Source organism: Zarconia sp. (genome assembly GCF_057467645.1).
The window spans coordinates 26,855-48,489 of record NZ_JBRJXU010000125.1; the positions used below are offsets into that span (position 1 = coordinate 26,855).

The following is a 21,635-nucleotide window of genomic DNA, read 5'->3' on the forward strand; positions in this document are numbered from 1 at the left end:
CAGTACGGGTTAAGGATACTTGAAAGTCCAGCGAGGCGATGTGGATTCGACGCATATTGATTTGACCTGTCGATGTCTGAAAGCACATAAAATCTTGGTCGAAATCGAGAATGAAACAGCCACACCCCATCCCCGAATCGTTAAATCTCGATCGCACCCAACGACTTTAACGTCGCCAGTGTCGCCGAAGATAAACCCCTTACCCCAGTAATATTCATCCCCGTGTAGGGTTTATCGGTTCTCAAGGTCGTGCGGCATTCTCCCGCCTTTAAATCCCAAATTTTAATCGCCCGATCGTCGCTACTGCTAACCAACGTCCGTTCGTCAGGGAAGCGAACCGACCAAATCGGGCGATCGTGACCCGGTAGCGCCCGCAAACACTGCCCCGTCATCGCGTTCCAGACTTGCAGCGTCGCTTGGGGGATGAGTTCGTCAGCAACGGATTTCGATGGGTTTCGATCGCCGCACACCAAGAGTTGACCTCGAGAATCAAAGCGGATGGCGTGGATGAGATCCATGGGACTCGGCCAGGTTTTCAAACATGTCCCCGTCTCAACGTCCCACAGCTTCACCGTTCGATCGTCGCTGCCACTGGCGAGAATATTGCCATCGGGACTCCAAGCCAAAGCACGAACGCGATCGCTGTGGTCTGATAATATCCCAATGCAAGTGCCTCGACTCACCTGCCACAGTTTCACCGTCCGATCGTAACTGCCACTGGCGAGGATTTGGCAGTCTCCCCGAAACGCGATCGCCGTAACGCGCTGGGTATGACCTTCCAAGGTTTGCAAGCAGTCTCCAGTCTCGAAATCCCACACTTTCACCGTGCGATCGTCGCTGGCCGTGGCTAAAAGGCGATCGTCCCCGCTAAAACGCACTGCTTGCACCAGGCGAGAATGACCCTGCAAGGTTCTTAGAGGCTTACCGGTCTGTGCGTCCCAAAGTTTCACCGCCCAATCGTAACTGCCGCTTGCCAGCCATCGACCGTTGTGGCTGAACTCGAGAGACCACACCCAATCGCGATGACCGGAGAGAGTTTTGCGGGGGCGACCGGAAAGGACATCCCACAGGCGGACGGTGCGATCGTCGCTACCGGTGGCGAGGGTGCGACCATCGGAATTGAGGGCAAAACTGCAAACGCGATCGCGATGACCGCGTAAGGTTCTCAGGGGCAAACCCGTCTCCACCTCCCACAACTGGATCGTCCGTTCCGTGCTACCCGTTGCCAAAATTTTCCCCTCGCCATCGAAAGCCAGAGAAGAGACTTGAGCGTTGAAACCCTGAAGGGTTTGGAGACATTTTCCGGTACTCACCTGCCAGAGTCGCACGGTGCGATCGTCGCTGCTGGCTAGGGTTTCACCGTCTTGGCTGCACGCCACCGCCCAAACAGAACCTTGATGTTCTCCCAGGGTTTGAAAACACTCACCAGAGAGGGCATCGCGCAATTGTAAGGTGCGATCGTCGCTGGTACTGACGGTAAAGGGGATGAAACGGTTTTGGCTTGAGTTACCTTCTGCCGATTCGTTCGTCTGGGGTAGATGGGTTCGTGGCAAAAAGCCCAAGGTGCCGATGCGGCTTGTCTCTCCCGCTAGGGCGCGATCGGGAAATAACGGTCGGCATTTCCCCGTTCGCACATCCCATAAGCAGACGGTACCATCATCGCTGCTGGTGACCAAACCCTCGCCGTCGGGACTGAAGGCGAGATGGCGAACGCTGTTGGTATGACCTTCGAGTCGCACGAGGCACTGACCGGAATTAACGTTCCAGAGGATGGTCGTGCGATCGTCACTGGCGGTAGCCAAGAGGGAACCGTCGGGACTGAAGGCAATGGCATTGATGCGATCGCCATGTTCGGTACGCGCGTGCAAGCATTGTCCCGTCCGGGCATCCCACAACCGCAGGGTGCGATCGTCGCTACCGCTGGCAAAGGTTGTCCTCTCGGGACTCCAGGCGAGGGCACTCACCACTCCGGTTTGACCGCGACAGGCTAATTGTTGTTGACCGTCGGCAACCCGCCACAGCAAAATTTTACCGTCGGCATCTCCGGTGATGAGTTGACCCTCCCCCCCCAAAGCCACGACGAGGGAATCGCCCAAGGGTTGGGCGAAAACGGATTGGGTTAAATCCGCCCCAGCAAAATTCACGTTTTGGAGGTTGGCTTCGGGAAGGTACGCTTGCCGCACCGTCAAGTTGGAGAAATCGTAACCGGTTAGCTCGAATCCGAAGTAATGGGAGAGGTTAATCAGGTTACCGGTGCTGTAGCCTCCAGAACTGCCGGAGTGGTTTTGAAGTTGGGCGATCGATTGGGCGATTTTGGCTTCGATCGCCTCTTCTGTTCCCCAGAGTTCTCGCAGGTGTTCGGCGATCGGTTTGAGGATGACTCGAGTTTGACTCGAACGAATGTAGTCTTTGGCTTGGGCTTCAATGAGAGCAAATCGATCGAACAGATCGAGTTGGGCGGTTTGCATTTCGCCGATGACATTTTGAATCAACCGTTCGATGGTGTACTCCATCACCACCGGTTGCTGGGTGAAAGTTCCCGTCTGAATTTCGATGAGCGATCGCCGTCCGAGGGATTCGACAGCTTCTAATAAACTGAGGCGAGATACGGGGACGACGATTTTATCGTGCAATTGGTCGAGGGTAATGGGTTCGCGGGCAACGGCCAGCCAGTACATGATACTGGTTTCTAGGGGCGACAGGCGCGCGAGCTGTTCTTCGAGTAAATCCCGAATGTCGCCAAAGACGGCCGTTCCCTGGGCGATTTGCCCTAAAAATTCGCCGACGTTGCCCCCAAAGACATCGCAAATGGTGGTGGTGGCAATTTTGAGGGCGAGGGGATTGCCGGCATAACGCTCGATGAGTTGTTCCCACCCGGTTTCGGTGACCGAAAGGGCTTTGGATTGGAGAATCGCCTGACCGGCTTCGAGGGGTAAACCCATCACCGATAGCGATCGCACCGGCAGGGTTTGTCCTTCGAGGGAGGCGATTTCCTTGGGTTTTTCCCGACTGGTGAGGACGACGCAACTTTGATGGCGCGTTTGCCCCAGTTGCCCGAAAAATTCGCCGTAGTCCTCGTATCCGGGGCGGTAGCGTCCGACACGATCGCCCGTTTGCAGGATGGCTTCAACGTTATCGAACACCACCAAACAGCGCGTCTGGCGTAAATATTCCATCGGGCGGGCGATTTGTCGATCGCGATCGTCGGGCAGGGGGGAATCTTGGCGTTGGGACAGAAATGCGACTAAATCGCCGATGGCTTCTGCTAAGGGGGGAGCGTTGCGCAGCGATCGCCAAATGACAAACTCGAAATGACCTTGGATGCGTTGGGCGAGTTTCACCGACAGGGCGGTTTTCCCCATGCCGCCCATTCCCAGCAGTGCCACCAGGCGACAGCCATCGACGGTAATCCATGCTTCGAGGGTTGCCAGTTCTCGATCGCGTCCGTAGAAAATCGAAACATCTGGGGCTTCTCCCCAATCTTGATGGGGATTGGTGGGGGGGACTCGGAAAGAAACGGTCGATGGCACGAACGAATCCACTGATGGCATCGTTGATGGTGCAGTGGTTTGTAAAATCTCGAAGACCGTCCGAAAATTATTTTTGCGGATTTCTTCCCCTAGGGCTTCTGAAAGCAGTTTCCACAAGCGAGGACCGATATCCTGCTTGAGATATCGAGCCGAATAACCCAGATCGTCTGCAATTTCTTGGTAGGTCTGACCCTGCCAACTCCCTTCCAAGACGGCTCTTTGAACGTCGATCAGATGCTTTCCCGTTTGGCTTGAAAAGACACCATCTGTGAATTTGAGCGCTTCTTCAAAATTCATCGCTCGCGGATGCATCCGGATTTACCTTACAGTCTACCTGAACTTTTCTGTACCTCAGCTACACTTCGGATCGATCGAACTCCTGAACTTATCCGTATCGACAGAACTTTACCGTTCGGGGAAGCTAGATACAGGGTTAAGTTTCCCCTCCTTCATGCCAGAACGCGCCATCAATGCCCCTAACGCTTGGTGGCGTCTCTTTCTCTCGAGCGAGATCGACACAAAGCGTTTCAATGGCAAGTTCAGTTAGGTTAAACCGGAGATCGAACCATGGCAAATGTCGATCGCGCGATCGAAAATCATTGAAAGTCACATCTAATTTCTTCGAATTCCCAATCCCTTGCGATCGAATCCGAAGGTGGTGTTGGAAGGTACCATCGGTTTCAACGGGTTGTCAAGATCGCGATTCGCCAACTCGACCGCAAAAGTGAGAAAATAAGTTCGGTACACCATTGATGGATACGATTTCCAACCAAGATCGCATCCGTCTGTAAAAGCCCCGAAACATAGGGTGTTTTGCAAGCAATCAATCGAGGAAAATCATCGTGAAAAGGGTTTTAGTTGTGGAAGATGATGCGATCAATTGGCGGGTTTTCCAAAAAATGCTCACCAAAGGAACGGGATGGATGGCCAAACATACAGAAAATGTGGAGGAAGTTCTGCAAGTTGCCCAACTCAAGGAAGCCGATGCCATTCTGATGGATGTTTCCCTCTCGAATAGTTACTACAACGGGAAACTCGTCAACGGTTTTCAAATCACCAAGCTGCTCAAAGCACATCCCCAAACCGCTGATGTGCCGGTCATTTTGGTGACGGCGAACGGTACGGAATCCGATCGAGAGGACTTTTTAGCCCAAAGCGGTGCCGATGATTTCATTCCCAAACCGATTATCGATCGTCACGCCTTTCTGAGCAAAATTGAAGAAAATTTCGCCAATCCTTAAGCGTTGGGGTGCGGTTGCCTCCAACGTCGATCGACAACGATCTCAGTCAGGTGACTGTGTTATTGCGTTTCATTAGAGCGCATCTTATTCGTCGGTTTTGGTTTCCAGGTTTTGGTTTGGTTCCCTTAGATTTGGACCATCGGGGTTAGGGTGTAACGGGATATTCACCTCTATGCATCTAACGGAGCGGATATGAGAGTTTTAATTGCCTTGATGATTTTATTTCTGGGATTTCAGATTTTGTACGAACGCGAGTTCGATCGCAAGTGAAGCGCAAGGGTATTCAAATATCCTGAATTCCATTATTCTTGACCCCATTGAGCTGAACGTTTAGCTTCACAGCGCAGACAATTCGAAAATACGACCATCTCAATCAACAAAAACCGATCTCGACTGAAATATAAAACGAGTCGTTTTCGATAAATTGCAGTGATGTTTCGCTCGAAAAAAATCGGAAACGATCGAATCCTGGAATAAGTTGACAAAAATAACTCATTTTGGTATGCGTTCTTAGGTCATTATTGACAGTATGTTAAGATTTTAGAACACCAGCCGCTCGATCGTTGCGCGCGAATTTCTAAAATCAAATGGCAGCAGAACACGAATTTATTGTCGATATAACGACCGCACTTGGGGCAGCTGCGTTCGGCGGATATATTGCCAACCGACTCCGGCAACCGGTACTTCTCGGGTATCTTGCCAGTGGCTTAATCGTCGGACCTTTTGGTTTTTCTCTCCTCAATGATGTCGATCGCATTAAAGCCTTAGCAGAAATTGGCGTTGCGTTTCTATTATTTGCCCTCGGGGTTGAATTTTCCCTGGCAGAACTCAAACGAGTTAAAGATATTGCCGTTCAAGGCAGTTTGCTACAAATTAGCATTACCATTACGTCTGTTGCCATTATCTCGTTAGTTTGTGGTTGGGTCGAAGGCGTTTCTCAAGGTATTTTTCTCGGTGCGGTGCTGTCTTTATCCTCCACCGCCGTCGTTCTCAAAACCCTCACCGAACGGGGAGAAACCAACACTCTCCACGGTCAAGTCATGCTGGCAATTTTGATTGCCCAAGACTTGGCACTGGGCTTGATGCTCGCGATTTTACCGGCGCTGAACGAACCGGAAAATCTCGTCAATTCCTTATCGATCGCCATTTTTAAAGCCTTACTATTTTTTGCGGGGGCATTTATTGCCGGTCGGTGGTTTATTCCCAGGATTATGAGAAGTGTTGCCACCACCGAAAGCGGCGAATTATTCTTACTTGCCACCATCGCCCTTTGTTTGGGAGTTGCCTTAATTACCGCTTGGTTAGGCTTGTCGATCGAAATGGGGGCATTCGTGGCGGGATTGATGATTTCCGAACTCGACTATGCCGATCGCGCCTTAGCCAAAATTTTACCCCTGCGAGATACCTTTGCCAGCCTATTTTTTGCCTCCATTGGCATGCTCATCAACCCCGAGGTTTTGCTCAATAACTTCGGGATTATTCTCGGCTTAGTCATTTTGGTGATGGTGGGGAAAGCCACGATTATTTTTCCCATCATTCTCAAATTTGGCTATTCCTTTAAAACGGCAGTGATTTCGAGTTTGGGACTCAACCAAATTGGGGAATTTTCCTTTGTGTTGGCACTGGTGGGATATCGGTTGGAATTTATTACCGAAGATAAATATTTGCTGTTGCTGGGAACAACGGCTATTACGTTGGTTTTAACGCCCATGGGGTTGCGATGGTCCCCTCGAATTGCCGAACGGGCGGTGACTCTCCCAGTTATCGGCAACTACTTCCAAAAATTTCGATCGACCAAAGCCCTCTCCATTCCCGAAACCCTGCGCGATCATGTCGTCGTCGCCGGTTACGGCCGGGTGGGGCAGGTGCTAACCCGAATTCTGCGCAACCGAGGTTATGAGGTGCTGGCGATCGAAAATAGCGAGGCTGGGGTGAAACAATTGCGCCAAGAACGGATACCCTACATCTTTGGGGATGCGGATTCGGAACTCGTCCTCGAAAAAGCCCATTTGGAAAAAGCCAAAGCCCTTGCCATCGCCCTTCCCGATCCCATGAGTACCCGCCTGCTGCTCAAACGGGCATTGGAATTTGCCCCGGCACTCGATGTGGTGGCCCGTTCCCACGAAAGCCGCGAAATCGACGTGCTCACCCAACTCGGGGCAAGAGAAGTGGTGCAGCCGGAGTTTGAAGCCGCCTTAGAAATGGGGGCGCATATGCTCGATACCTTGGGAGAAGCCAGCAGTGCGATCTTGTCCGTGGTGCGAACGATTCGGATCGAGCATTACGACAGCATCCGACCCCAACACGAGACCCCCCCCAAAGAGAACGCACTCGATGATGTGACCCCCGAACTGCACAACGAATGGATTACTCTGCCATTGGAATCGCCGTTAAATTCGATGACCTTAGCAACGGCCGATATTCGCAACCTAACGGGGGTGACGGTGATGGCCATCCAGCAGGGAAACGATATCGACTACTATCCCAAAGGGCAGACCACGTTGCGATCGGGGGATAAACTGCTGGTGGTGGGAGAACGGACGGAAGTGGCAGCGTTCTACGATTTGATGAAGGGTCGGGCTGATTTTAGCCAGGGATACAATCGCTGGGTGACTTTGGTGGAGGAGTCTATCCTCGTCGGACTCAAACCGAGGGAGTTGCAACAACAATACGATGTGGTGGTGCAGTCGATCCGACGACAGGGCAAGCTGTACAATTGCGTCGACGATGGGATGGTATTACAGCCGGAAGATTGTATTCTGTTGCGCGGGGAAATCGATCGGGCGAAAAAAGTGGCGAAGTTGGCAACGCTGGAAGTTAAGTAATAACGCCATGTGCAACTTAATTCTCCAAAATCCTCTCGCACGGGGGAAAGGGGGAAGGGGGGATAAGTCTACTCGCTCACCATCCTTTCGAGCGCAAAAAGAGCGCACACCGCGTTAATAAGTGATAAGTCAGAAGTAATAAGTTTAGCGTCAGTTTGTTCTTATCCTTCTTTCGGCAAGATCGATTTGGAGTTGGTGCTTAGCGATTGAATCTTGAGACAGTCTCGTGTCTGGGTTGCTCCACGAAAACTGACGCGATCGCAAAACCCCCAGATCGTCTTAAGACATGGGGGTTGATGCAGCGAATATTTATAGCACTTTGCACCAGTTAATCAGATAGAGAATCAAAAGACGAATCCAACAGAGATTGAAGAATTCTCTCGCGTTTGCCTTTATCGATAAACGAGTGCGAACGGCTATCGAATATATGCTTTTGGGGCGCGATTAAATCTCTTCATCTAGGTGTGCTTCTAAATTTTCCTCAATTTGCGTTCTCTGTTCCGGGCTGAGGATGGGGGCGACTTGCAAGCTGGTAGCTTGGAGAACGTTGCGAACTTGGACTTCTTGAATGGGGGTCATTTCCAAAGCTTCGATCGCCTCGGCTAACCCTTCTTCCGCATCCAATGCCCCGTAAAATCGATCGATTTGTTCGGAGGAAAGCAGTTCTTGAACTCGATCGAGGGCTTCTTCGATAGTGGGATTGAGAATTTCTGACTGTTGCGGGGTGAGGTTGACGTTCTCCATCAACATTTCACTGGCTAATTCCATCAAATCCGGTTCGGAATCGATCGCCGCACCCACAGATTGAGCGCGAACGGTTGCCGGAGAAAGACTTAGGGCGATGGCTAAAGTGCCCGTGACAAGGGGTAAAAGATTGAGTTTCATGGTTTAATTTTTGAGAGGATCGATCGCTTGATACAATCTTGATACAATCAATGACGCGATTATATTCTACTCAGTTCTCCATTTTTCTTCTATTCGTTGTACCGCTCCGGAAATTGTCACAAAAGTGCAGACGAATTGGATATTTTAGCCACGACGAGTTACAAATCTCTACACTTTTAACGGTCTTTGACAAAATTTTCTGCCAACATTCAACGCAGTCATCCGATCGCCCAACCTAAGGATATTGCCAAAAATCCACCGCCATTAATCGTACCGTGAATCAGCACGCCAATCCAGGTATTCTGGCGGCGCTGCACGACCCAGGATTGGATAAAAATAATCGGGAGTAATATCAGGAGTAAAGATGCACCAAAAGAAAGATGAAACATCAACCACAGCAATCCATGAACCAGCCAAGTATGTTCGCCGTGGGTGAGTTCTTGTCGGGGCAAAATATAACCGCGCCACATCATTTCTTCCCCCATAATATTCAAAAAAAAGAAGGGAAGCCATGCTAGCAGAATCCATCTTTCATTAGGAGGTAGCATTCGGGACGAGAGAAAGGGGGGAGACGGCGAAAAATCTGCAAAAACAGAGGAGGCGATCGCAATAACGATCGCCGTTCCCATACCAATCCCGAGAATTGACAACAATCCCCAAATCCAGTCCTGGCGATTCATCGGTTGCAGGCGAAATCTAGATTTGAAGGTTTCTAAATTTATCGTTTTGTTTTCGATAAAATAAGCCAGAATTGATGCGATTAAGAGGGGTAGAAAAACAATCGAACCGCCACTCATAAACCAGCATATTTCCGGTGGTATGTCAAGCCAACGTTTTAGCAGCGGAATGCCCACAGAAGTCGCGAAGTACAGTAACAGAGTGGGAATCCCGAAGAAGAGGAGAGATTCCCAAAGAGGCATCGGTTTTAATGCGATCGACGCTCTGCTTTTTTCCTCTGATTTCATCATCTTGCTGTATTCGTTTAAGTTAGGACAACCCGAGCGTAACCCCGTACCGTTCTCCCGTTTCTCCCGATGCTCACTCACAAAAGTTTACTATAGCGGTTCTCAAATCAGCCCTCACTGATTTAAAATTTTGAGTCCCCCTTATGAAGGAGAGGCAGCGTCGCCAGAGGGGTTTCCCTAAGTAGAACGACTGCCGTGGATGCGCGGGGGATCTTCTTTACCTCAGGACCTCATCCACTCGAGAAACGCTATAACCTTCTTAATTCTCGCTACAATTGCTCCGGTTCCCACTCCGATAAAACTGGCGGTAAAGGTGCTTTTTCTCCGATCGGATATTGGCGATCGCGCAGAGTTTTCTCTAATTTTTTAACCCGATTTCGGGGAGCGGGATGGGTAGATAAAAATGCAAAATTTGTCTTTCTTTCTCGATCGAGTCGAGCAAAAAAATCCGTTGCCCCGGCAACGTGTTGGTAGTGTTTCTGCAACAAGTCGATGCCGAATTCATCCGCTTCGAGTTCCTGAGACTGAGAATATTGCGATCGAGAGATGGTTTCGATGGTGGAACCAACAATTCCCGCTAACGTTCCCGCATCGCCAAAAATCGATGCGATCGTCACTCGCAATAACACTTGCCGTCCCAAACCCCGCAGATGATCGCGATTGGCAAAATGCCCCAATTCGTGTCCCAACACCATCATCAGTTCGTTTTCCGACTCTGCCTGTTGCACCAATCCCCCATAAACGACGATCGCATCTCCGGGTAAAGCCAAGGCATTAACGGTATCTTCCGGGACGAATAACACCCGATAGTTGCGGTTTTGCCGCTGTTCTTCCGGTAGGTGGGTTTCCAAGCCGTCGAGTAAGGTATTGAGGGTATCCTGGGCTGGAGAAGGTTGGGCGATTTGTTCGTAAACCGGGACAATGACGGCACCCAATTTCTGCTCTAGATTGGGGGGAATAAAGCCGACTAGACTATTAAGAACCCATCCAGACGCCCAAATCGTCCCCACGATCGCCGCGACGAAAAAACCGAGGAGAATCAGCAATTCTCGGTTAGAAGGGGGTGGATTGCGATCGCTTGAATTGTGCGAGGATGGGCGTCTTTTCTTCATCGTTTCATCGTTGATTCAAGTAATACGAACTAACGTTTCGCCGGACGGAAGGGATTGATAAAGTTGATGAATCGATAGAGGTTGCGCGACTGAACCCACAAGCGTCCTCGTCCCTTGAAGCGACAGACTAAGCCTTCTCCCCCGAGAATTCCCGTCCGCAACCCTTTAAAAGATAACCCCCCGAGCATTTCGACCTTATAATCCAACGTATCTTCAAAGGCGACGATATATCCCGTATCGACTACGTAATCCCCATCCACGGGAATTTCCACGATCGCCCCATAGGAACTAAACCACACGTCCCCTTCTCCCGTCGCCCGAATCAAGAACAACGATTCGCCGCTAAAAAAGCCTTTAAATCCCTGAAACTTCGTCTCGATATTCACCGTCGGACTGCAGGCCACAAATCCCGACCCTTGAATCATTAAATTGTTCCCCTGCAAGGCATAATGCCGCACATCTCCCGGAACCCCTGGGGAAACGTAAAGGTCGGCGGGACTGTCGCCAGCGGTAAATTCACTCACAAAAAACGATTCGCCACTCACCAGCCGTCCGATGCCTTTCATCAAGCCACCTTTGACCTTCGATTTCATCTGAATACCCGCATCCATCGCCGCCATCGCACCAGATTCCACCAGTACCGTTTGCTGTGGATTTAAACGCAACACTAAGGATGCATAAGCGGGAGAATGTTCGATTTTATAGGCAATCTCTTGAAGCATTTCTATTTCCTTCGATCGGGCTTAAAACTGGATTAATTTGAGAAGTTGTCCCACTAGACCCAACTTGCTATTTGAGGCGGCAGCGGGTGGAAGTTGAATCCCCACATTTTGTCCGAACGCTGTCGAATTGTGGGTTTGGCAGTAGACTTTGCCGCGACCTTTAAACCGGCAAACGAGTCCTTCTCCCCCCAAAAATGCCCCCAACCAACTGCCTCCCGGCTTGGTAATTTCAAAGGTCAAGTTTTTATCGAAGGCGACGATATGACCGGTATCGACGATATATTCATCTTCCACGTCAACTTCGTAAACGCCTCCAAAAGAGTTCATGAGCAGGGAACCGTAACCGCTGGCAGTCAGCCAAAAAATCGATTCTCCCGAAAAGAGGGATTTAAAGCCTTGAAATCCCAAATCGATATTCACATTCGAGTCACTTGCCAGATAAGACGTGGCTTGAATCACTAACTCCTGTCCGGTCATTTCGTGCAAGACCACATCTCCCATCAATCGCGGTGCGAGAAACACTTCTCCCCCCGGCATGGGAGAGTTAAATACGCTTAGAAATAACGATTCCCCAGCCACCATTCGCTTGAGTCCGCCGAGAATGCCACCGCCTTTGCCTTTGCGCAAGGTGGTATTGGCATTAATAAAACCACTCATGGCGACCATGCTACCGGCTTCAGCGACCACTTCTTCGCCACCATCGAGAATGACGCGGGCGATGGTACTATCGGGTTGATTTAAAAGTTCGATATTCACGACTGAGTTTGAATTCCTAAAATTCCTAATCTAAAAGGCTCCAGTTTCCCGTTTTCGATCGAAGTTTCAATCGAGGTTCAATCAAAGTTTGGGACGTAGATAGTTCACCAAACCATCCATACTTCTCGATTGCAGGTAAACTTTTCCTCGACCGGTCAATCGATTGACAAATCCTTCTCCCGACGTCATCGAACCGAAGATGCCCCCAGCGAGTTTGACATTCATCTTCACCTCCGGTTCGTAGGCGACTAAATGACTCGTATCGACAATAAATTCACCATTCACATACTTTTCGGTGAGTCCGCCGTAAGACCCAAAAAATACCGTTCCTCGACCGCTCACTTGTAGCTTAAACAGTCCTTCTCCAGAAAACCAACTCTTCAATCCCGCCCAGCGAACGCCAAAATTTACCCCTGGAGTATGGGCGATATAGGCACCGGGTTGAAAACAAAGAGATTCTCCGTGCAAATCCAGCCCAACGATATCGCCGATGGCAGACTGGGTGAGTACTAGAGTTTGCGGTTTTTGGGTCGAGTTGCTAAACTCATTTACGAATAAAGATTCGCCGCCAAAAAACTTTTTAAGTAACCCGGAAAAGAACCCCCCAGAAAATTGAGTTTTGGTCGTCAGTTGACCGTCCATACTCGTCATCGCCCCGGATTCTGCGGTCACGGCATCACCGGGATCTAAAGTCAGAAAAATAGCTGCAAAAGCAGGTTTGTAGCGAATTTCGTAACGCACGCTGGCTAGTTCCTCGAGATCGAGATGTAGATTCTTCTAGTTTGCATGAAAAAAAATAGAACGTCCATTGTTTCTAAATTTTTTTTACGCCTTATGAGTTTTCTGATTTTTATGAAACTTAGATAGGGTAGTTAGTTTAGGATTTCTCAAAAAATATCGTTTTTTGCAGAAACTGCATAATTTGAGAGAAGGCAAACCTATATATATTTATGTCTGATATTCATTCGAGATATCTTAATAGAATGACTATCTCGCTTCTCCGCTCGAGCGAAAATTTCAATACTGTAAAAGCAAACAAATAATTTGAATAATGAAGATTTTTAGCCATATTAGCTCGATGCAGATCGTTTATTACTGGCTTTGATTTTTTTCGATAACAGAAATCGATCTAGTTATTAAAATTTACTAAACAAAATATATTAACATTGCTTTGTTAGCTCTAACGGCATCTGTATAGTAATCAATCATATCGAGATAACGACAAGTCAACCAATCTAATACCTCTTCATCTGACCAATCCATCCAAGGACAGGGTACTTTTTTTTGAGATTCTTGCTGGTATCGCTCCTGAAATCCTTCTTCGCTTAATTCTAATAATCCATCTAAAATACAACCGACTTCATGAGGTATAAGATATCGAACGGGACCATATCCTGTGTTATAGCCGAGTGGCGTTCCCGTACAAATTGCGTTAACCAGAGGACGACCATCCCAGCGAGAGTTTTCGATAACAATAAATTAAGGAAAGTCGTGACGATCTGGATGGCAGTAAGCTTGAATTTCTGGCGAGCGAAACTGTGATGCGTCGTCTCTGACATGATATCCGGCAAGTAAGAAGGTCAGGTCGTCATAATATTTATGCAAATCTAAATCGGGAACTTCCCATTCTTCAAATAATTGCTGTTCTATTACTTTCCCAGTATCACCTTTAAATTTGTCAGCTATTTTAATTTTTCGGTCGCTAAATGAAGAGTCATAAAACCATGTTATATCCAAAAAAAAATCTACCAGGTATGCATCTTGTTTCAGTAGTTCTAGAGTAGATGTTGAGATTTGCTTGAGATGCGCGGTCATTCCCATAATGTAGTATGTTAATTAGCTCTATTTAAATGCCCGTCTTAAAATAAATTAAACTAAATATATTATAATTGCTCTTCCATCTCGAACAGCCGATTGATAGTATTCAACCATCTCATTATAATAATCGGTTAAATATTCCAACGTATCTTCATCAGACCAGTCGATCCAAGGACAAGGTGTTTCTTTGAGTGACTCTCGCTGGTACCGTTCTTGAAATCCGGCTTCTGTTAGTTCTCGCAATCCCTCATCAATTCGAACTACTTCATGAGGTAACAGATAGCGCACGGGTCCGTAACCAGTTTCATAGCCGAGTTCTACCCCCGCACCGATTGCATTGACTAAAGGAAGACCGTCCCATTCCGAATTATCGATTACTATAAATTGAAAAAATTCTTGCATTGGCGATCGAATATAAGATTTTAATTCCGGTAACATCAAATCTATTTCGTAAGCAAAGCTATATCCGGCGAGTAAAAATGAGATTCCTTCAAAGTACTTATGTAAATCTAACTCTGGCACTTCCCAATCGTCTAAGAATTGCGTTTCGAGGGCTTGCCAATCGTAGCTTTGAACTCGCCCTAGTCTTAAAATTCGCATCACCCTGTTTTTTATCATCTGAAACCGAGATAATCGTCCAAATCTCCCTCTGGCTGACCTTTTCGTGCTTTCAGCAGATTCTCCACTCCGGTAGTCTTTCCTTCTCCATTCAGGAGATTCAGGCAAGTATTGTGCATCGAAAAAAGCCTCTGTCAGCTTGGAATCTTGTTGTAGAAGTTCTAGCGTTGAAACTGAAATTTGCTTGACTTGAGTAGTAATTCCCATATTGTCCTTCCTCAATTCGAGCGACTCTTTCAATTCTAGATACTCGAAATCAAGATTGAGAAATCGAGGCAACAAATAGCATTTCAAGTTTCAGAACTGCATAATTTTAGAAAACCCAAACCTATATTTAGATCGATTCTCCTCAAAAAGTCGATCGTGAAACTTCTCCCCTACGATACCTTTACCGTCACTACGCAACAGTCCCTTGAATGGGTTATCGATCGCTTAGCCGCACAGATTGAAGCCCCCCAGAAATGGCGATGGAACCTGCCCCGTCACCATGCCCCTTATACCGGAACCCTCTCCGAATCGGGATTTGAAATTCGGCGCATCATTCACTATCGCAACTCATTTTTACCGAATATTCGCGGGCGATTCGAGTCGAATGCAGCAGGAACGATCGTCCGCATTCAACAACGTTTGCATCCGTTTATTGTGGTGTTTTCCCTATTTTGGCTATCAACCTGGTACAGCATTGCCATTCCCATTTGCATTTCGGGTTGGCTATCTGAAGATATTGGGATAGAAATGCTTCTTCCGTTGGGAATGCCGATTGTGGTTTTCTCGATTTTTGGGTGTGTGTTTTGGTGGGAAGCCGATCGCAGTCGTCGGGAATTAACCGCAATAATTTTGGGACGATCGCCCGAATCACAATCGGCAAAAATGCGATCGCCTCAAGTGCCATCGAACGTTCTCAAAATTTTAACGATCGCCGCGATTCTCATCGGTAATGCGATCGCCCTGCATTTATACTTTTCATCCTCGACTTCACCCAACTCTTCCCCAACCCAACTCCCCTTCCCTTCTCAACCGTTCGATCGAACCCACCCCCAGCCCCTCCTTGGAGGGGAGTAAGACGACAGCACTTTCTTTCATCTGTGTCTAATTTCTTCGTTTTCTAGTTCCCCTCTCGGGAGGGGTTAGGGGTGGGTTTAGACTGTTGGGTAAGTCTGTCGAACCTGCCGTTATGCCACCCCAAACTTGGTATATGGACGCACTTCGGGGGCTTGAAAACCGAGGACGATATCTTCGCGGGGAACGCCTCTTTCCACGAGTTTCTCTCCGATCGCTTTTTCCGTAGAATTATGCTGTATCCAAATCTTGCCATCGATGATATCTAGGTGCAAGCAACACCCGTGAACGCGACGATTGATATCCCAGCCGATATTAATAATTTGGTAGCGATCGTGTTGGGTATCGAAAATCGGTTGGCACTCGATTTCGCCGTGGGAGAAGGGAATGGCAGCGTATTCGAGGAGACTCTCTCGAACAGCTTGTCGGTATTGCTCTATTCTTTCCATTGGATAATCACCTCACGAGTCGGATCGTAAACTAGCCTGCATTATTTATGATATTCGACTAAAATTGCTGAAAGCCTTGTCTGACAAGCAATCTGGAAATTCACCCAAAAAACAGAGTGTTTTTTGAGGTTTACTCGCGATCGGGATTTGAGCGTTTGGTGAATAATCCAGGCTAGGCAGTTTTTCGCGCGGAGATTTTACTTTGAAACTAGCGATCGAACTGCCCACCCTACAGTCTCTCAGAAGGGAGAGGACCCGAGCAGACACGAAGGTTGTTCATTTCGATTGCTTGGAAGCAGGGGCATTTCTGGAGGAGTCATTGAGGGCGCGTCGGTTTTGCAACCGATGGCAGCCATACTACCGTGATCAAGAACAAACACCGCTCCGGTGTAGCTGCGCATTCCTTCTTGCTTGGCGCGAGCGGTTACCATGACACTGCCGGCGGGGTTGGATTGAGATTCGATCGCGTAGCTGTAGTTATAGGTGTCTGAAGGCAATCCGATTTCCAGCTCTTCCAAGGTGGCGGCAAATTCTGTGGATTCCAATCGATACGCTTGTTGGGCGCGATTGATGGCTCCGATCAAGTTCTTCCCTTCAGCTTCCCCCGCTCTTATCTTCTGCCCAGCGGTGAGTTCTAAAAAAATAGTTCCTACAACAAAAATAGTTCCTACAACAGCCAGTCCCAATCTCACACCCCAGAGACTCCATTGAATCCATTGCCGCCGCGTCACCCCTGGAGTTTGGGAACGGGTTTGCGTTCTGCGATGACTGTCAACCGAACTGACGAATCGCGGTGACTTCGACTGCCGACGATTCGTTTGACGGCGCGGTGTAGGTGGCGGTTCGGGGGTAACTGCCGATGCCAAACGTTCGAGTGCAGTTATCGCATCCAAATCCGCTGGAGAAGACCCCAAAACCCGAATCCAAAGCTGTCGCGCCAATGCTCGGTCGCCTCCCTCTGCTGCTCGATAAGCATCCAACTTCAGCGTGGCAACATCGCCCAGTGTTGCATATTCGGGCACTAAAATCAGGTGAGTGCGATCGATCGGTTCGGCGATAGTTCGAGGCGTTTGCATCCGCTTGCCGTACTTTTGGTTCAACTCGGGAACCCGACGCGCGAGATAGGCATCCAACCGTTCCACCGTCGCACATCTTCCCTGCACTCCCAACCCTTCCAATAGCGCGTAGGTAAAGACGCCTTGTTCGAGCGCTTCTACCTCGTAAGAGAGTTCGTTGGGGCTACACGAGGCGATGCTGATGACTCCCATTTGCCGTGCCTGTTTTGCCGTTTCCCGCCCCATTCCTTCGACGGATTTACCACCATCGCGACAGGCATCCAGCAACAGGACGATATTATCTGCCCCGCAGCGCCGCAACTGCCCGAGAACGTAGCTGACGGGAATGGCACTGCCGGGGATATTCTCGGGATAGCTATCGGCCGCCATCAAGTAATCTTGTCCCCCGTGGCGCATCCCGTGTCCGCTGAAAAAGAACCAGAAATTATCCCCAGCGCCCATAAACGGCTTCTGGAAGCGTACGTCTAGGAGTCGCAGCAGGTTGGAACGGGTGGGACGGGTGGAGGTGTTGCCAATTTTAGGGGAATTATCGGCGTAATAGTACACTTTCTCGAATCCCGCCCGATGCTGCAACCAATCCCGCATCAACTCCGCATCCCGCTGGGCGTATTGCAGAGGACGCGCGAGGTGTTCGTATTCGTTAATACCGATGGCGATCGCCCAGTTTTTTGCCATCTCCGGTTAGGGTAGGTTTTCAGGGGTTGATAGTGCGAGCGTCTCGCTCGCGACGGAAACAACGCTGACAATGGGTATCAGAATCTTGGATCGGACTCATACGCGAGCAAGATGCTCGCACTCCGAGAAATGCTCATCATCGAAGCGAGATGGTGATGCCACCCCTCTTTGCGATCGATCTGCTCGCACTCTTATGAAGATTTCCGTTTGAACTTCAGTTTAACTGCACCCTTACCGCCAATATCGAGTCCTGAACCCACCAAACTCACTTTACCTCGTCCGTCAACTTCCACCGATAGCTCGATTTCCTCCAGTTGCATCCCGGATTTGGAGCGATCGGGCGCTCGATTCACCAACCGTTCGACGACATCGATTAACCGTCCCATTTCCCGTTCCAGGGTTTCCACCGGAACCTCTCGAACCCTTGCCCGCCCATTTTTTTCTGCTGGGGGAGGCGTATCTTCGGGGACTTCAATATCCAAAAACGTCGCCCCTCCAATGGCATTTTTTCCACCGTTGACGAATTCGGGTTCCGGTTCGGCTTCAGGATGCGTGTAGGTCACAACGCGAATGGTTTCTTCTGACATCAGTGTGATGGGAATCGTGTATCGTACCACTAACGACTACGAAGATAGAGGGCAAACATCCGGAAAAACGGCAATACTTTCGACTGTTCGTATTCCATCCGGTTAAACACCATAATTTAGGGTGAAGGGCAGTGGATATCTAAAAATTTGTAGGGTGGGCAGCCACAATTATCCCCGATCGAAGCTGACTTCACACTGAAACTACCCACCTTACTGTCTACTTTGAATTTGGCATTTTTAATTGTTCATCAATCTGCCGCACTACCGTCAGCGCCGAGTAACTCACCCCAGCCGTCCCTTCTCCAGGATGAGTAGAGTCTCCCACCAGCCAGAGATTGTCCATTGGGGTGCGGTTGGCAAATCCGAAGGGACCAAACGTGGGGACGCGCTGCCCGATGCCTCCCACCACGCCGCGATCTCGTCCGGTAAAATGCTCGAACGTCCGGGGAGTCGCCGCTTCCACATGAACGATCGTCTCGGGGGTGAGGTGGAAATATTCTCCCAACCGGGCGATCGCCTCCTGGGTATACTGTTGCTTGAGCGCCTCGTAATCGTGGCAATTCCACCATTTGCGGGTATCAGTGAAAGAAGAGGCAATAATCGTCGCTTTCCCCTCCGGCGCCCGTCCGTCACCGGCATGGCTGACGGAAACGAATAGGGAATTGTTCTCGGCAATCGGTCCCGATCCGTTGTAGAGGAACTGGAGGTGGGGGGCGCAGTTGGCGGGTATGGCTTCCGCTTCTACCCCCAAATACACCACAAATGCCCCGGATGGGTTGGGGAGTTTATCGACGCGGTGACGGTAGCCCTGCATGGAGGTGGGCAGAACGCTGTTATCCTTACCGCCGAGTAACTGCACCAGGTTCTGAACCGTGACGTTGGCAACCACCAAATCCGCCGCTTCCGTATGGGTGCGATCGGTTTTCAAATTTCGTACCGTCACCCCCGTCACCCGGTTGCCGTCGGTTTCGATCGCTTCGACGCTGTGGCGCATGAACAGTTCGCCCCCATCCCGTTTGAAGGCATCTAAAAGGCGATCGCTCAAAACCTGCATACTCCCTTGCAGGTGGAATAATCCCTGGGGTTCTTGAGAAACCCCCAACGCCGTCGCTGCATACAACAGGGCCGTTTCCTCCGCATCCACTTGGGAATATAGCTTCAGTTGCAAATCCAGGAAGGTTCTCAACCGGTAATCTTCATCCAACCCAAACCAACGCAGGGCATCCCCGACGGTAGAGAAAGTAAACGGGGCGGTGAGGAGGGTATCGGGACGGACGGCTTGAGTCAGTTGCCACAAATCCCAGAGGTTGCGCGGGGGCAGCACTGGATCGCGTCCCTGAAAGGCAAAGCTGTACTCGAAGAGTTTGCCCATTAACTGCCAGAAGGGTTCGCTACCGGGAAACTGCCGTTGCCGTTCCGCTTGCCATTTCTGCGGATCGCGCCAGATGTTGATGGGTTCGGTTTCGCCGGGAAGGTACACGGCGCAAGCGGGATCGCAGGGGGTGGTTTCGGGGAGGGGAACGTCTAATTCTGAGAAAATGCGATGGTGAATTCCCCCCGGTTCCAACCCCGCCACTTGGGTTGCCCCCACATCGAAGGTAAAACCGCGCCGGGAGAAGGTGGACGCGCAGCCACCGGGGACGATCGCCCGATCGAACGCCCGGACTTGATAGCCCCGACGGGCCAGAAGTGCTGCTGCGGTGAGGCCGCCGATTCCCGCACCGATGGCGATGACGCGGGGGGCGCGATCGTGACGAGAGAGATGGGGGGGCATAAATTCTTATTTTTTTTACATAACTTAATACTTATCGTAACCTATCATAGATAGTAGGTTAAATCGATCCAATCGCCCGATACTTCTACCGTTTGGCTCTTCCTACTGCTCCTCGTGCGGACAACTAGCTTACCTAACACGCTTGCATGACTTTAACTTTAGAATCCCCTACCTTCGCCTCATCCTTAAATGCCCCCACCATCGAGCATTTTCCCCAAGGATTTACCGTCATCGCCGAGCAAATACCCGTAGAAGCCGTTAACCTCAGTCTGTGGCTGAATGTTGGTTCGGCGATCGAACCCGATAATATCAATGGGATGGCCCACTTCCTCGAACATATGGTGTTCAAGGGCACGGATAAACTCGCCATCGGTGAATTCGAGCAACGCATCGAAGAACGAGGGGCCCTCACCAACGCCGCCACCTCCCAAGATTACACCCACTACTACATCACCACCGCCCCCCAGGATTTTGCCGCCCTTGCGCCGTTACAAATGGATGTGGTTCTCGCGCCGCAACTGGAAGCCACGGCATTCGATCGCGAACGGGATGTCGTCCTCGAAGAAATTCGCCGTTCCGCCGATAGCCCCCGTCGTCGAAACTTTGCCCGCACCATCGAAGTGGCATTCGATCGCCTCCCCTATCGCCGTCCGGTACTCGGCACCTCAGAAATCGTTGAATCCCTCACCCCGCAGCAAATGCGGCACTTTCACGGCACCTGGTACCAACCCACCTCTACCACCGCCGTCGCCGTCGGCAACTTACCCGTCGAACAACTCATCGAAACCGTAGTGGAAGGCTATCGCCAAGCCTTGGGCGATCGCTTTTCGACCCCTGCATCCGGGTTCCCCATTCCCAACATCCAAACCCCCCAACCCGAACCTCCCTTCACGGAAATCGTCCGTCGGGAATATACCGACGAGCAGTTGCAGCAAGCGCGCCTGGTGATGATGTGGCGGGTTCCGGGGATGGTCGATATCGAAAACACCTACGCCCTCGACGTACTCGCCACCATTATCGGACGGGGACGCACCGGACGGCTAGTTCGCCAGTTGCGGGAAGAACGGGGTTTGGTCTCGAGTATCGGCGCCGGAAATATGAGCCATCGATTGCAGGGCGTTTTCCAGATTTCAGCGCAGCTACCGGAAGAAAACCTAGAAGAAGTGGAAGTGGCGATCGTCGATTGCATCCGCCAGCTACACGCCGAACCGGTGCTAGAGTCGGAACTCGATCGCATTCGCACCCAAATCGCCAATCGGTTTATCCTCGGCAACGAAACCCCTAGCGATCGGGCTGGATTATACGGTTATTTTAATGCCATGGTGGGCAATCTCGAAGCCGCCCTCAACTACCCCAGCAAAATTCGCGCCCTCACAGTAGAGGATTTGCAACAAGCCGCTCAGCAATATCTGTCGCCCGAAGCTTACGGAATCGTGGCAATTCGCCCCCAGAGTCTGTAGGGGCACAAGCATTTGGGCGATCGACGATGAGAAAAGCGAAATCTCATCTATCCAAATGCTTTGCCCTCCGGGGTATGGAAGAG

General features: G+C 50.1%; 18 protein-coding genes. 4 read left to right on the plus strand and 14 right to left on the minus strand.

All coding sequences use genetic code 11. The annotated features are described in order from the left end of the window. Positions 1-140: 140 nt before the first annotated feature. Positions 141-3,827, minus strand: coding sequence for a WD40 domain-containing protein (locus AC2215_RS19560; protein ID WP_486811685.1), 3,687 nt, complete (start codon positions 3,825-3,827; stop codon positions 141-143). Positions 3,828-4,372: 545 nt separating this feature from the next. On the opposite strand from AC2215_RS19560, the gene AC2215_RS19565 reads away from it, so the two are divergent. Then, positions 4,373-4,771: a response regulator gene (locus tag AC2215_RS19565; RefSeq protein ID WP_486811686.1), complete on the plus strand. Its 399-nt coding sequence runs from the start codon at positions 4,373-4,375 to the stop codon at positions 4,769-4,771. A gap of 587 nt (positions 4,772-5,358) precedes the next feature. Further along, positions 5,359-7,596: a monovalent cation:proton antiporter family protein gene (locus AC2215_RS19570; RefSeq protein ID WP_486811687.1), complete on the plus strand. Its 2,238-nt coding sequence runs from the start codon at positions 5,359-5,361 to the stop codon at positions 7,594-7,596. Between the two features lie 444 nt (positions 7,597-8,040). Here AC2215_RS19570 and AC2215_RS19575 read toward each other — a convergent pair whose 3' ends face one another. The 9 genes from AC2215_RS19575 to AC2215_RS19615 all read right to left on the minus strand — a co-directional run bounded on the left by AC2215_RS19575 (position 8,041) and on the right by AC2215_RS19615 (position 14,679). Beyond that, entirely contained in the window at positions 8,041-8,481 is a 441-nt protein-coding gene (locus AC2215_RS19575; protein WP_486811688.1) for a Spy/CpxP family protein refolding chaperone, read from the minus strand. Positions 8,482-8,699: 218 nt separating this feature from the next. Then, positions 8,700-9,401, minus strand: a complete 702-nt coding sequence (locus AC2215_RS19580; protein ID WP_486811689.1) for a CPBP family intramembrane glutamic endopeptidase — start codon at positions 9,399-9,401, stop codon at positions 8,700-8,702. 314 nt (positions 9,402-9,715) lie between these two features. Next, entirely contained in the window at positions 9,716-10,558 is an 843-nt protein-coding gene (locus AC2215_RS19585; protein WP_486811690.1) for a M48 family metallopeptidase, read from the minus strand. Positions 10,559-10,587: 29 nt separating this feature from the next. After that, the gene (locus AC2215_RS19590) at positions 10,588-11,280 is read right to left on the minus strand and encodes a TIGR00266 family protein (protein WP_486811691.1); all 693 of its coding nucleotides are present in this window, start codon (positions 11,278-11,280) and stop codon (positions 10,588-10,590) included. A gap of 21 nt (positions 11,281-11,301) precedes the next feature. Then, positions 11,302-12,036, minus strand: a complete 735-nt coding sequence (locus tag AC2215_RS19595) for a TIGR00266 family protein (RefSeq protein WP_486811692.1) — start codon at positions 12,034-12,036, stop codon at positions 11,302-11,304. A gap of 81 nt (positions 12,037-12,117) precedes the next feature. Further along, positions 12,118-12,777: a TIGR00266 family protein gene (locus AC2215_RS19600; protein WP_486811693.1), complete on the minus strand. Its 660-nt coding sequence runs from the start codon at positions 12,775-12,777 to the stop codon at positions 12,118-12,120. Positions 12,778-13,182: 405 nt separating this feature from the next. Continuing rightward, positions 13,183-13,512 carry a DUF1877 family protein gene (locus AC2215_RS19605; protein WP_486811711.1) on the minus strand — a complete coding sequence of 110 codons (330 nt, stop codon included), beginning with the start codon at positions 13,510-13,512 and terminating at the stop codon, positions 13,183-13,185. A 3-nt stretch (positions 13,513-13,515) separates the two neighbouring features. Further along, positions 13,516-13,851 (minus strand): hypothetical protein, encoded by a 336-nt coding sequence (locus AC2215_RS19610; protein WP_486811694.1) that lies wholly within the window; start codon positions 13,849-13,851, stop codon positions 13,516-13,518. Between the two features lie 54 nt (positions 13,852-13,905). Further along, on the minus strand, positions 13,906-14,679 hold the full coding sequence (locus AC2215_RS19615) for a DUF1877 family protein (RefSeq protein ID WP_486811695.1): 774 nt from the start codon (positions 14,677-14,679) through the stop codon (positions 13,906-13,908). Positions 14,680-14,835: 156 nt separating this feature from the next. Between AC2215_RS19615 and AC2215_RS19620 the strand changes: the two genes are divergently transcribed. Then, positions 14,836-15,534 carry a hypothetical protein gene (locus AC2215_RS19620; RefSeq protein ID WP_486811696.1) on the plus strand — a complete coding sequence of 233 codons (699 nt, stop codon included), beginning with the start codon at positions 14,836-14,838 and terminating at the stop codon, positions 15,532-15,534. 110 nt (positions 15,535-15,644) lie between these two features. On the opposite strand, the gene AC2215_RS19625 is transcribed toward AC2215_RS19620, so the two are convergent. The 4 genes from AC2215_RS19625 to crtD form a co-directional block, all read right to left on the minus strand. Next, a complete protein-coding gene (locus tag AC2215_RS19625; protein WP_486811697.1) occupies positions 15,645-15,980 on the minus strand; it encodes an element excision factor XisI family protein in 336 nt (111 codons plus the stop codon). A 239-nt stretch (positions 15,981-16,219) separates the two neighbouring features. Then, positions 16,220-17,731, minus strand: a complete 1,512-nt coding sequence (locus AC2215_RS19630) for a type IV pilin-like G/H family protein (protein WP_486811698.1) — start codon at positions 17,729-17,731, stop codon at positions 16,220-16,222. Positions 17,732-17,922: 191 nt separating this feature from the next. Beyond that, positions 17,923-18,318, minus strand: a complete 396-nt coding sequence (locus AC2215_RS19635) for a Pepco domain-containing protein (RefSeq protein ID WP_486811699.1) — start codon at positions 18,316-18,318, stop codon at positions 17,923-17,925. A gap of 217 nt (positions 18,319-18,535) precedes the next feature. Beyond that, positions 18,536-20,092: a C-3',4' desaturase CrtD gene (gene crtD, locus AC2215_RS19640; protein ID WP_486811700.1), complete on the minus strand. Its 1,557-nt coding sequence runs from the start codon at positions 20,090-20,092 to the stop codon at positions 18,536-18,538. A gap of 146 nt (positions 20,093-20,238) precedes the next feature. On the opposite strand from crtD, the gene AC2215_RS19645 reads away from it, so the two are divergent. Continuing rightward, entirely contained in the window at positions 20,239-21,552 is a 1,314-nt protein-coding gene (locus tag AC2215_RS19645; protein ID WP_486811701.1) for a M16 family metallopeptidase, read from the plus strand. Positions 21,553-21,635 lie beyond the last annotated feature (83 nt).